Source organism: Bacillus sp. 123MFChir2, assembly GCF_000383235.1.
Taxonomy (GTDB): Bacteria; Bacillota; Bacilli; order Bacillales; family Bacillaceae_G; genus Bacillus_A.
In genome coordinates, this window is sequence record NZ_KB910936.1 from 1 (window position 1) to 11643 (window position 11643).

The 11643-nt window shown below is 37.9% G+C and carries 13 protein-coding genes and 1 pseudogene; 11 read left to right on the forward strand and 3 right to left on the reverse strand.

Going from position 1 to position 11643, the window contains the following annotated elements; translation table 11 throughout:
• Together H280_RS26070 and H280_RS0109130 are read left to right on the forward strand one after the other, a co-directional pair.
• Window positions 1–408: pseudogene (locus H280_RS26070) on the forward strand (hypothetical protein); the annotation flags it as partial.
• 386 nt (window positions 409–794) lie between these two features.
• Window positions 795–1502: a YhcN/YlaJ family sporulation lipoprotein gene (locus tag H280_RS0109130; RefSeq protein ID WP_020060811.1), complete on the forward strand. Its 708-nt coding sequence runs from the start codon at window positions 795–797 to the stop codon at window positions 1500–1502.
• Window positions 1503–1520: 18 nt separating this feature from the next.
• Here H280_RS0109130 and H280_RS0109135 read toward each other — a convergent pair whose 3' ends face one another.
• Window positions 1521–2051: an AAA family ATPase gene (locus H280_RS0109135; protein ID WP_231401775.1), complete on the reverse strand. Its 531-nt coding sequence runs from the start codon at window positions 2049–2051 to the stop codon at window positions 1521–1523.
• 855 nt (window positions 2052–2906) lie between these two features.
• On the opposite strand from H280_RS0109135, the gene H280_RS0109140 reads away from it, so the two are divergent.
• The 7 genes from H280_RS0109140 (at window position 2907) to yajC (ending at window position 8186) form a co-directional block, all read left to right on the forward strand.
• Window positions 2907–3437 (forward strand): BofC C-terminal domain-containing protein, encoded by a 531-nt coding sequence (locus tag H280_RS0109140; RefSeq protein WP_020060813.1) that lies wholly within the window; start codon window positions 2907–2909, stop codon window positions 3435–3437.
• 168 nt (window positions 3438–3605) lie between these two features.
• Entirely contained in the window at window positions 3606–4223 is a 618-nt protein-coding gene (ruvA, locus tag H280_RS0109145) for a Holliday junction DNA helicase RuvA (protein ID WP_020060814.1), read from the forward strand.
• A 5-nt stretch (window positions 4224–4228) separates the two neighbouring features.
• Window positions 4229–5230: a Holliday junction branch migration DNA helicase RuvB gene (gene ruvB / locus H280_RS0109150; RefSeq protein ID WP_020060815.1), complete on the forward strand. Its 1002-nt coding sequence runs from the start codon at window positions 4229–4231 to the stop codon at window positions 5228–5230.
• Window positions 5227–5406, forward strand: coding sequence for a DUF2905 domain-containing protein (locus tag H280_RS0109155; RefSeq protein ID WP_020060816.1), 180 nt, complete (start codon window positions 5227–5229; stop codon window positions 5404–5406). Before ruvB ends, H280_RS0109155 begins: the two co-directional genes overlap by 4 nt.
• 284 nt (window positions 5407–5690) lie before the next feature.
• Complete coding sequence (queA, locus tag H280_RS0109160) at window positions 5691–6743, forward strand: tRNA preQ1(34) S-adenosylmethionine ribosyltransferase-isomerase QueA (protein ID WP_020060817.1); 1053 nt, start codon at window positions 5691–5693, stop codon at window positions 6741–6743.
• Window positions 6744–6758: 15 nt separating this feature from the next.
• On the forward strand, window positions 6759–7898 hold the full coding sequence (gene tgt, locus H280_RS0109165) for a tRNA guanosine(34) transglycosylase Tgt (RefSeq protein ID WP_020060818.1): 1140 nt from the start codon (window positions 6759–6761) through the stop codon (window positions 7896–7898).
• Between the two features lie 27 nt (window positions 7899–7925).
• Complete coding sequence (gene yajC, locus H280_RS0109170; RefSeq protein WP_020060819.1) at window positions 7926–8186, forward strand: preprotein translocase subunit YajC; 261 nt, start codon at window positions 7926–7928, stop codon at window positions 8184–8186.
• Between the two features lie 63 nt (window positions 8187–8249).
• On the opposite strand, the gene H280_RS0109175 is transcribed toward yajC, so the two are convergent.
• Both H280_RS0109175 and H280_RS0109180 read right to left on the reverse strand, forming a co-directional pair.
• Window positions 8250–9299, reverse strand: a complete 1050-nt coding sequence (locus H280_RS0109175; protein WP_020060820.1) for a phosphatidylinositol-specific phospholipase C — start codon at window positions 9297–9299, stop codon at window positions 8250–8252.
• Window positions 9300–9894: 595 nt separating this feature from the next.
• Window positions 9895–10281 carry a TIGR04086 family membrane protein gene (locus tag H280_RS0109180; protein ID WP_020060821.1) on the reverse strand — a complete coding sequence of 129 codons (387 nt, stop codon included), beginning with the start codon at window positions 10279–10281 and terminating at the stop codon, window positions 9895–9897.
• Window positions 10282–10395: 114 nt separating this feature from the next.
• Between H280_RS0109180 and H280_RS0109185 the strand changes: the two genes are divergently transcribed.
• Window positions 10396–11052, forward strand: a complete 657-nt coding sequence (locus H280_RS0109185) for a DUF421 domain-containing protein (protein ID WP_020060822.1) — start codon at window positions 10396–10398, stop codon at window positions 11050–11052.
• A 77-nt stretch (window positions 11053–11129) separates the two neighbouring features.
• Window positions 11130–11615, forward strand: coding sequence for a GNAT family N-acetyltransferase (locus H280_RS0109190; RefSeq protein WP_020060823.1), 486 nt, complete (start codon window positions 11130–11132; stop codon window positions 11613–11615).
• The last annotated feature ends 28 nt before the right edge of the window (window positions 11616–11643 follow it).

The window sequence follows — 11643 nt, forward strand, 5'->3', positions numbered from 1 at the left end:
GGAATGCCGCCAATGCAGGGAATACCGCCAATGCAGGGAATACCGCCAATGCAGGGAATACCGCCAATGCAGGGAATGCCGCCAATGCAGGGAATGCCGCCAATGCAGGGGATGCCGCCAATACAGGGAAGACCACCATATGATATGCAATACACTTTTATGCCGAATTCAAATGTTGAGCCTGTGACAATGGAAAATAATGTACCGCCGATGGGGGCAATGCAAGAGGATTGCGGTTGTGATGGCGAGCCGGAATTGTACAGTCCGCAGCCTGGAATGCCTTATTTCCCACGTGAGTTTAATCAGCAAAACCCATATATTCCGTATACACCGCAGCCGGGCACAATGTATTATCAACAAAATCCTCCCTCTGTATTTGGAACACCTTATCCAGAAGAGGAAAATTAATAAGAGTGATAAGAAGCCGTTCTTTTATAAAGAACGGTTTTTGTATGAGAATCTGTTTGGTAATTTGGTGGAGATTACAAAATAAAGTATTTTGAGTAAAAAGAATTGTAAAAGGCCTTATTGTTGGGAGCGGTATTATATTAGGTGTATGTAGTAAGCGCAGGTCTTTAGGAAGGTCGAACAGACGAAAATGAAAGGGAGTTCCTGAAAAGGATCCCCTTAATTATTGAGCGTCTTCATGCTCACTTAGGTCATAAGTGTCATTTAGCAGCAGCACATCCGAAATTTTAAGTAAAATACTTACAGTGTAAAAACCCTCTTTGTGACTCATGATAAGAGGGAGCTTTTCGAATGAAAAGTTCATTCTAACAGAGGGGGTTTTTGCATTGAACAAAAAAATTAAAATTATTGCTGCTTCTTTGTTAGTTACCAGTGCGTTAGCTGCATGTGGTACACCTAAAAATAAAAGTGCGATGGACCGTAATGCTAATTATAATTATGAGCGCACATCTTATGAGAATGCGTATCCGCATAGAGATAATGTAGCAGGTACAGACCGTTACACAGATTATGTCACATACCGTAACGATACGCGAACTGACCAGTATGGGAATGTAAAGTATACTAAAATTAATCAAGACATTCACAATAGTCGTGATAACGTTGGATACAATTATTACCGTGATGTAAACTATCATGGACAAATGACAAACCCATACCCAACTCGTAATGTAACGATGAACAACACGTATATAAACAACGATGGAAAAGTAGCTGAAGCAGTTTCCAACCGAGTAAAAGGGATGGATAATGTAGATCGTGTTTCTACTGTTGTACGTGGTAATGATGTTGTCATTGCGGTCAAAACTCGCAACAATCCAGACGAAAAAGCGCTAGAAAATGACATTCGCAAAGCTGTTGCGCCTCTTGTAAATAATCGTAATGTCTATGTAACAGCGAAAGCAGATATGTTTACTCGCGTTGATACAATGAGTACGCAGCTACGAAATGGAACAATTACAAATGATTTAAATCGTGATGTAACAAATATGTTCCGAGACCTTCGTACAAATGTAACTAACGTGGTACGATAATGGCGAGAAGGGGAGATGTTATTTCCCCTTCTTTTCACTTATGTAGTGTATCGCTTTTTCTGTTAATAAATGTATATCTTCTATGCAGTCTAATTGAAGTTCATCTTCTAATAAGTCTGAATTAATTGCACTATAATGTTGCTTTAATTCATGTAAGTCCGTGATGAGTTGATTCGGCTGAGGATTCGTTTTTCGTTCATTTAGTCGATGAGCCCAGACAGATTCATCACTGCAAATACATGAAATAGATGTTAAAACCCCTTCGTGTTGTTCGACCCAAGATTTTAACTTCAGTACATCCTCTAAGTGGTTATAGCCAAAATCGATAATAACGGTTGCATTGCAAGCAAGGGTGGATTCTAATAATCGGAAAAGGATATTAAAGCAAGCATTGTTTCGAATGAAGTGATCTGTTATATGGTCAGCGATGGAATCGTATAAATCGTCTTTATGAATGACTGGTATATGTAGTTGTGCGCCTACAGCATTTGATAGTGTTGTTTTGCCGGTACCCATTTTTCCTCTAAATAAGATTACTTGTGTCATCATTGCATATCCTTTCATTGAAGTATTTTCTGTATTCGACAATTTTTGTAATAATCCTGCTTCATAGAAGTAAAGGAACTAATAGAGAGTTTTGAAAAATATAAGCATAGGATATTTCAAAAAATATTACGCCGGGGTTAAAATTTTTCGACATATAGACGACTGCTGTTATGCAGAAACAAAGGGCTCTGCACTTGCTCTCTCCCACCTAAAAAGAATGGTTTTATGCCGTTTTTAAAATTTGAATTTATATATTTCCTTCTTGCTTTCTCTTACCATTAATGTTATATTAACAAAGCGATGAGCTAATTTACGTAAGACGAGAGATATGCTTAAGTGCTAAACACGCGGATGTGGCCGCCTGGTCTCTCGCCGTAAACGCATCAAGACGCCTGCATGACAGGCGTCTTTCTTATTATATAGAAAATTAAATTCTTATTATATAGAAAATTAAAGCGGAGTAGGCTGAAGAGCTTACTCCGCTTATTTGTATTCTTAATTTTGTACACCTAATTCTATATTGATAAAAAAGTCTATTTTATACAAATTCATTTTAATGTTTCTGCATATCAATTGTTGCTATGTAGAATACAACATAATCACTACTTGCTTCCTCCGCTTGTTTTAAACTGTGCATGTGGCAGGAAAAGGACCTGACCGTTTCTATGCACGGCCAGATGTTCTCGTCCATCTAAAAATAAAGGGGTTTTTATGTCGGTTTTTAATTTGTATTTATATAGTTAGTTAATGCTGTTTTTCGAGATATCTAACTTCAAATCTTCTAAGGGGCATAAAACTTCTTTTTTCGGTCAAACTGTAAATAGAAACTTTTATTTTCCCTAAAAGAGGTGATAGCATATGAAGTTCATGATCGTTGCCATGCAGATTGTGCTAGCTGCGTTTTATTTGTATCATGAATCGAGTGTAGCATCGGCAGAGAGTTCGAGTAATGCAGCCCAGCAGGAACCTCAAATTACAATCATGTTGCAGCGTATATATTTAGATGGGGAAGTGAGCCAGGAAATTTTTAGAGAAGAAGTTGTGAATTTAGAAAAGCTTTTAGAGCAATATAAAGATTGGCAACTCGTTGATCGAGATGATGTGCAAATTGTACTGCAACAGCACATTGATGATATTTCGCCGTTATTAAAAACGAGTGGGTATTTTGGAGTTTCGAAAGAGGGAATCCTCCAAATTTTTAACGGTGTACCGGAAAAGGACAATGCCATCCATTCCTTTTTTCAAATTGATATAAAAAAGATGGAAAGTTATCAGCGTGAGCAGCTGAAACGAGGAATTCGGGTGAAGTCAAAAGAGCGATTTGTGAAAGTGATGAAAGATATGGAGCAATATTCTATGAGCAATGGAAACAGCCGTAGCGTAAGATAGCTGCGGCTTGTTTCTTATTTTTATTTTGCTAAAATCATTTTTCGAGAGCAGCGTGTTAAATATGAAAATGAAAAAATAGGATGGAGAACATTTGTTGGGGGAATCTCGCATTTCTATCGTTATTTATGTTAAAATGGAATACATGATTTGAGAGGGAGAGATACAGTTTTGTTTGAATATATTACAGGTTATGTGGAATATGTAGGACCGGAGTATATCGTTCTTGATCATAATGGAATTGGTTATCAAATTTTCACGCCAAATCCGTATGTATTCCAAAGAAGTAAACAAGAACTTCGTGTATATACATATCATTATGTAAGAGAAGATATTATGGCTCTTTACGGATTTAAAACGCGTGAAGAGCGTTTACTATTTACAAAGCTTTTAGGTGTATCGGGGATTGGACCAAAGGGAGCGCTTGCGATTTTAGCTTCTGGTCAAACGGGGCAAGTTGTACAAGCGATTGAACATGAGGATGAAAAATTCTTAGTGAAGTTCCCGGGTGTCGGAAAGAAAACAGCACGTCAAATGATTTTGGACTTAAAAGGGAAATTGGCAGATGTTGTGCCGGATGCTTTTGTTGACTTGTTTTCAGATTCAGATCGTTTCGATGAGAAGAAAGGAACATCTGCCGAGCTTGATGAAGCGTTGGAAGCACTTCGAGCACTTGGATATGCAGAGCGAGAAGTATCTCGCGTCGTGCCAGAATTATTAAAAGAATCACTTACGACGGATCAATATATTAAAAAGGCACTTAGTCTTTTACTAAATGGTAAGAGGTGAGTAGGATGGACGAACGTCTCGTTTCAGGAGAATCCGCGTATGAAGATGCGGACTTAGAATATTCGTTAAGACCACAAACGCTCCGTCAATATATTGGCCAAGATAAAGCGAAGCATAATTTAGAAGTGTTTATTGAAGCTGCAAAAATGCGTGAGGAAACGTTAGATCACGTATTGTTATATGGACCGCCAGGACTTGGGAAAACGACATTAGCAAACATTATTGCAAATGAAATGGGCGTGAATATTCGTACAACATCAGGACCAGCAATTGAACGACCTGGTGATTTAGCAGCAGTATTAACAGCACTTCAACCAGGTGATGTTTTATTCATTGATGAAATTCACCGTTTACATCGTTCGATTGAAGAAGTATTGTATCCAGCGATGGAAGATTTTTGTCTTGATATTGTCATTGGAAAAGGACCAAGTGCACGCTCAGTTCGGCTCGATCTACCTCCATTTACGTTAATTGGGGCAACAACGCGTGCAGGGGCATTATCTGCACCGCTTCGAGATCGCTTCGGTGTATTGTCTCGTTTAGAGTATTACACAGTTGATCAGTTATCAGCTATTGTAGAACGTACTGCAGAAGTGTTTGAGGTTGAAATCGACTCTTTAGCTGCTTTAGAAATTGCAAGGCGTGCGCGCGGTACGCCTCGTATTGCGAACCGTTTATTGCGCCGTGTACGTGACTTTGCGCAAGTTCGAGGCGATGGAACGATTGCGATAGAAATTACGCAAATGGCCCTCGAACTACTACAAGTAGATAAGCTTGGTCTCGATCATATTGATCATAAATTATTGCTTGGTATTATTGAAAAATTCCGCGGTGGTCCAGTTGGATTAGAGACGGTTTCCGCGACAATTGGGGAAGAATCACACACAATTGAAGATGTGTATGAGCCGTATTTGCTGCAAATTGGCTTCTTGCAAAGAACGCCAAGAGGCCGCATTGTTACACCGCTTGTATATGAACACTTCGGATTGGAGATGCCGCAAGCATGACAGATATGCCAAAGCTGTTCATTACAGTAGGTATTCTGTTTATTGTTACTGGATTAGCTTGGAAGTTTCACTTTATAGGTAGACTTCCAGGCGATATTTTTGTGAAAAAAGGAAACGTTACCTTTTATTTTCCCATCATTACGTGTATTGTGATAAGTATTGTATTATCTTTGTAACTACCCAGTCATACATTTCATTGGAAAGTTATTTTCAGTTTTGGCATCTAGATTGCTGTCATGAAGATAAAAATGGACATACACCTCGCTACCTTTCTTTGTTTTCAAACGTTGCGCGTGGCAGGAAAAGGCCCTGACCGCTCCAACACGCGGCCAGTTGCTCTCGCCAACCTAAAAAGAAAGTGGTTTTCTGCCTTTTTTTCATAGAGTGACTGATAGTAGTTACTTATCTTTTATTATGTATGTCATAAATCGATTTAAATAGAAATAGGTGAACATAAGTTATGGATATTAATCTGTTTGATTTTCATTTACCAGAAGAACTCATTGCACAAATACCACTTGAAGAGCGGGAAACATCAAGATTAATGGTGTTAGATCGTGAAACGGGTGAGATTCAGCATAAACATTTCACAGATATTCTTTCTTATTTACATGAAGGGGATTGCTTAGTTTTAAATGAAACGAAAGTAATGCCTGCTCGTTTGCACGGTGTAAAAGAAGATACAGGGGCACATATTGAAGTGCTTTTATTAAAGCAAGAAGATGGAGATACTTGGGAGACGCTTGTTAAACCAGCGAAACGTGTGAAAGAAGGAACGATAATTTCTTTTGGAGAAGGAAAACTAAAAGCAACATGTGTTGGAACTGGTGAACAAGGCGGACGTCAGTTGGAATTTTCATATGACGGCATTTTCTATGAAATTTTAGATGAGCTTGGTGAAATGCCACTTCCCCCGTATATTAAAGAAACGCTTGAAGACCGTGACCGTTATCAGACGGTATTTGCACGTGAAGTTGGTTCGGCAGCTGCGCCAACAGCGGGGCTTCATTTTACAGAAGAGCTGTTAGAAGAACTGAAGAAAAAAGGCATTCAATTAGCGTTTATTACGCTTCATGTTGGTCTTGGGACATTTAGACCGGTTTCTGCGGAAACAATTGAAGAGCATCATATGCATGCGGAATATTATCATATGTCAGCGGAAACAGCAGACCTTCTAAATCGTGTGAAGCAAGAAGGAGGGCGTATTATTACTGTTGGAACAACATCAACGCGTACACTTGAAACGATTGCAACGGATAATAATGGCAAGATTTGCGAGGCTTCTGGCTGGACTGATATTTTTATGTATCCAGGATATGAATTTAAAGCAATTGATGGTTTAATTACAAACTTCCATTTGCCAAAGTCAACTTTAATTATGCTTGTGAGTGCATTTGCAGGAAGAGAAAATGTTCTTCATGCGTACAATGAAGCGGTGAAAGAAAAATATCGTTTCTTTAGCTTCGGTGATGCGATGTTTGTTGCCTCTCACTCTCAAGTAGAGAAGAAATAAAAAAGGAGTAAAGATATGACAGCAATACGTTATGAATTAATTAAAACATGTAAACAAACAGGCGCACGTTTAGGGCGTGTTCATACACCACACGGCTCATTTGAAACGCCAATTTTTATGCCAGTTGGAACACTTGCGACAGTAAAAACAATGTCACCAGAAGAGTTAAAAGCAATGGATGCGGGTATTATTTTAAGTAATACGTATCATTTATGGCTTCGTCCTGGTCATGAAATTGTACGTGAGGCAGGCGGCTTACATAAATTTATGAACTGGGATCGTTCGATTTTAACAGATTCAGGCGGTTTCCAGGTATTTAGTTTAAGTGACTTCCGCCGTATTGAAGAGGAAGGCGTTCATTTCCGCAATCACTTAAATGGGGATAAATTATTCCTATCACCAGAAAAGGCAATGGAAATTCAAAATGCACTTGGTTCTGATATTATGATGGCATTTGATGAGTGCCCGCCGTTTCCAGCAACATTTGAGTATATGAAAAAATCAGTAGAACGTACGAGCCGCTGGGCAGAACGTTGCTTAAAAGCGCACCAGCGTCCAGAGGATCAAGGTTTATTTGGTATTGTACAGGGCGGAGAGTTTGAAGAACTTCGCCGTCAAAGTGCCCGCGACCTTGTTTCAATGGATTTCCCAGGTTATGCAGTGGGTGGTTTATCCGTTGGAGAACCGAAAGATATTATGAACCGTGTGCTTGAATTTACAACACCGCTTCTTCCTGATAACAAGCCGCGTTATTTAATGGGTGTTGGATCACCAGATTCGTTAATTGACGGTGCAATCCGTGGTGTCGATATGTTCGACTGTGTACTTCCAACTCGTATTGCACGAAACGGTACGTGTATGACAAGTGAAGGCCGTTTAGTTGTGAAAAATGCAAAATTTGCGAAAGACTTTGGTCCGCTTGATCCGAATTGTGATTGTTATACATGTAAAAACTATTCACGTGCATACATTCGTCACTTAATGAAATGTGATGAAACATTCGGAATTCGTTTAACGTCTTACCACAACCTGCATTTTCTGTTAAAATTAATGGAGCAGGTGAGACAGGCCATTCGTGAAGATCGTCTTGGAGATTTCCGAGAGGAGTTCTTTGAACAATATGGCTTTAATAAACCGAATGCTAAAAACTTCTAATACATAATAATTAAGGAGGAATAAAAAATGAATCCAGGTATGATGAATATTGTCATGATCGTTGCGATGTTTGCGATTTTCTACTTCTTACTAATTCGCCCACAACAAAAACGTCAAAAGGCTGTAGCGCAAATGCAAAGCGAACTGACAAAAGGCGATGCAATCGTAACAATTGGTGGCTTACACGGTACAATCGAATCTGTAACTGATACAACAATCGTGATTAAATCTGGTGGTTCACACCTTACATTTGATCGCAGCGCAATTCGTGAAGTTGTGAAAAACTAATACAAAAGGTGCCCTAAAAACATTACTTTTAGGGCACCTTTTTTTCATAAAGTAACGGAGTAGTTACATTTTCTTATTACAATTAATTACATTTTCAATTAAGCCTTTACCAGGAAAATCAGCAGCAATAATTCCTGTATATGCTGGTTTGTTATTCGCTATATAATCAGTTGTTAACACGTTTGTTCCTTCAAATGAAATGGTGCAAATCCCCATAAAACAACCTGTTCTAGGGAAGTCTGGATAGGAACTATTCCAACCAGGAGTAGTAAGGCCAGTAGCAAGGCGAGGCGCAGATGTTCCAGGGCTACTATGTCCACTTGCTACAAAGTATGGGAATGAACCGCCGCTACCACTTAAATAATTTATATATTTATATTGATAACCATTTAGGTAATCCTGATTTGCTTCTTCCAGGTGCCCTTTTACAGATTCCCATTTCGCATATAGATCCCAGTTTGTAGACAGCGAATATTTATCTTGTTTATAAAATTCGTACCCATAACTAATACCAATATTTGATCCACCAACATCGCGAAGAATAACAATTTTACCACGCATTTCTTTTAGTTTAGGATTAGTTATTCTTCCGTCTTGACTATCCCAAAAGAATCCAGGGTATTTATCCATATATCCGCGAAGTGTGTTAGTAAATACTTCATTTGATTCGGAGCTATATTCTTGTTTCACTCGCATCAAAATTGTTTCACTTGGGTTTTCTTTTAAGAATGTAGTAACCTCATTTAGGACGTCATCAAACATTGCATTCAAATAAAAAGGACCATGATGAATTGCAAAAGCGCCATCTGTATATTTACAACGAATATCTAAAAAACGAATTCCAGAATGTAATTGCGTTTGTAATGACATAGATTGTGTATGGACGATATCGGCCGGAGCGCTCCATGAAGTACTATAAGCCATGGAATCGTGTGTACCTGGAATTGATAATTGACTTAATTTCGTATTACCGTTAATGCTCTTCATCCAATTTGGGTTTTCATATCCTATTGTAGAATCATGAGAATAACCTGGATGTTCATGAGCAAATGCAGATGAAGAAAAAGTGAAAATAAGCATGAAAGCGATCATGCAACTAAAAATGTTTTTCAAGTTGATTTCCTCCTTGTATAGTAGTAAAAGGTTTGTGATAGAATGTCTAGTTGATTCAGAGTGCTGGAGAAGCATAGAAGTATCGTTCAGTTTTATTTCCCTGTTTATTTAGGATGCATAAAGACTTGTGGAATTGATTTCTGGGAATAAACGACTTTTAGCTTTTCTATCGGATATACTCCCGCTGAATTTTGTTACATTTTTCACAATACTAATTGTATAGTGGAAAATAATAATTTCAATATATAAATTAAACAATAAATATGCAATTATGCATATTTAAGAGGGGTTATGTAAGGTTTTTGATGGCTTTTTTAATTATATACGGGTAAAAAAACGTAGAAGCTGTCTTCAAAAGTCTCTATTTATATAAATCCATTTTAATTTTTCGACATATAAGTAGCTGTTATGCAGAATGCAACACGACCTGTACTCGCTTGTTCCCTTTGTTTTAAAACATCCGCATGTGGCAGGAAAAGGCACTGACCGCTTCTATGCACGGCCAGATGCTCTCGTCCTCCCTTAAAAAGAAAGAGGTTTTTATGTCGGTTTTTTAATTTGGATATATAGTAATTTTTTGAGACAGCATCTATGTTTAATATGTTGTTCGCTTCCCGATATTGACTCCGAGTATGCCCCCAACTGTACTTGCCGCAATAATGACAAGTTGATAGAGAAGCTGTGCGTTCGATAACGCCGATGAAAAGCCTAAATAATTTACAAGAAATACGAGAATAGCAAATATGGCTCCAGTTGATCCACCGACAAACCATCCTTTTCCTTGTGCTTTTACTCCAGCAACAAATCCAGCGATTACTGTCGACACAATAGCGAGGACAAGAAGTGTGATAGATAAAGTCCCTTCATTTATGTTTGTAAATTTCAATAATAAAGCAATGATGATACTTGCTAGGCAAGCGAAAATAAGTAAGGTAACGATGCCGAATCCAACTGCAATTGATAATTTTTTAGTTCCATCCATAGAGCATCTCTCCTTTCTAATACAAGCATATTTCCTCTTTTGCTAAGTTAGACTAGTTTCTTTTTGTGCGGGGAAACTAATGTATAGAAATTGCAATGAGAAAGGAAAGGAAAGATGGAACTACTTCAAATTGTCTTTCGAACAATTCTTTTATACAGTGTGATGTTAATTATTTTTCGGCTGATGGGAAAACGCGAAATTGGTGAATTAAGTGTTTTAGACTTAGTCGTGTTTATTATGCTTGGTGAAATGGCGGTCATCGCAATTGAAAATATGGATAAGGCAATTTGGCATCAACTCGTTCCGATGGTGCTTATTATGATCATTCAAATTACGTTATCCCTCATCTCGTTAAAAAGTCAGCGCATTCGTCACATATTAGAAGGAGAGCCGGCTATTATTGTACGTGAAGGGAAGATTGATGAGAAGCAAATGCGTAAACAACGTTACAACATGGATGATTTACTTATGCAATTACGTGAACAAAGTATTGGTGATATACGTGATGTCGAGTATGCGATTTTAGAGCCATCGGGAAGATTATCAGTATTTGAAAAACAAAAAAGTAAGAAAAGTAAAAATGACACACCATTATTTTCGGTTCCGCTTATTATTGATGGAGAAATTCAGAAAAAACATTTATACATGATAGAACATACCGATATATGGCTGGAGGATAAGTTAAAGAAACTCGGACATATAGATATTGAGAAGATTTCATATTGTAGTTTTCAAAACGGTCAATTTTTTGTCGATTTAAAAGATGAGTAAATATACGATCCAAATAGGACTTCATGGAACTTTGTCGAATAAAAAAGGGGAAAGATGTCTAATTTGGAGTGAATGATATGGGAGTCACACTAGAAAAAGCTACAGTTTCTGACGCGGAATTGATTTATGCTATGCAAGTAGAGGCTTTTCTACCGGTATTGGAAACATACAAAGATTACAATACGAATCCGGCAAATGAGAAGCTTGATAGAGTCATTACAAGAATCGACAATCCGCATGGTCGATTTTATAAAATCATATACAATAAGGACATTGTTGGTGCTGTAAGTATAGCTTGGAAAGAAGGGACAAATGAATTTTGGATTAGTCCAATGTTCATTCTTCCGAAATATCAAGGGAATGGCATTGCTCAGAAAGTAATATTGTTACTAGAAGAGTTGTTCCCGCAAGCAACAAGTTGGAAATTAGCCACAATTTTAGAGGAAAAACGGAACTGTTATCTGTATGAAAAAATGGGTTTTGTACAGACTAGTGTTAGAAAAAGATTGAATGATTGTACAACGCTTGTCTATTACAAAAAGCCATTGCCGCTTACTAAATAAAAATAGCTATCGAAATACATTCGATAGC

Excerpts from the sequence above, each read along its gene's own strand:
- H280_RS0109135 (WP_231401775.1), bottom strand. The coding sequence starts at position 2,051 with ATGATGACACAAGTAATCTTATTTAGAGGAAAAATGGGTACCGGCAAA.
- H280_RS0109140 (WP_020060813.1), top strand. The coding sequence starts at position 2,907 with ATGAAGTTCATGATCGTTGCCATGCAGATTGTGCTAGCTGCGTTTTAT.
- ruvB (WP_020060815.1), top strand. The coding sequence starts at position 4,229 with ATGGACGAACGTCTCGTTTCAGGAGAATCCGCGTATGAAGATGCGGAC.
- H280_RS0109155 (WP_020060816.1), top strand. The coding sequence starts at position 5,227 with ATGACAGATATGCCAAAGCTGTTCATTACAGTAGGTATTCTGTTTATT.
- queA (WP_020060817.1), top strand. The coding sequence starts at position 5,691 with ATGGATATTAATCTGTTTGATTTTCATTTACCAGAAGAACTCATTGCA.
- tgt (WP_020060818.1), top strand. The coding sequence starts at position 6,759 with ATGACAGCAATACGTTATGAATTAATTAAAACATGTAAACAAACAGGC.
- yajC (WP_020060819.1), top strand. The coding sequence starts at position 7,926 with ATGAATCCAGGTATGATGAATATTGTCATGATCGTTGCGATGTTTGCG.
- H280_RS0109180 (WP_020060821.1), bottom strand. The coding sequence starts at position 10,281 with ATGGATGGAACTAAAAAATTATCAATTGCAGTTGGATTCGGCATCGTT.
- H280_RS0109185 (WP_020060822.1), top strand. The coding sequence starts at position 10,396 with ATGGAACTACTTCAAATTGTCTTTCGAACAATTCTTTTATACAGTGTG.
- H280_RS0109190 (WP_020060823.1), top strand. The coding sequence starts at position 11,130 with ATGGGAGTCACACTAGAAAAAGCTACAGTTTCTGACGCGGAATTGATT.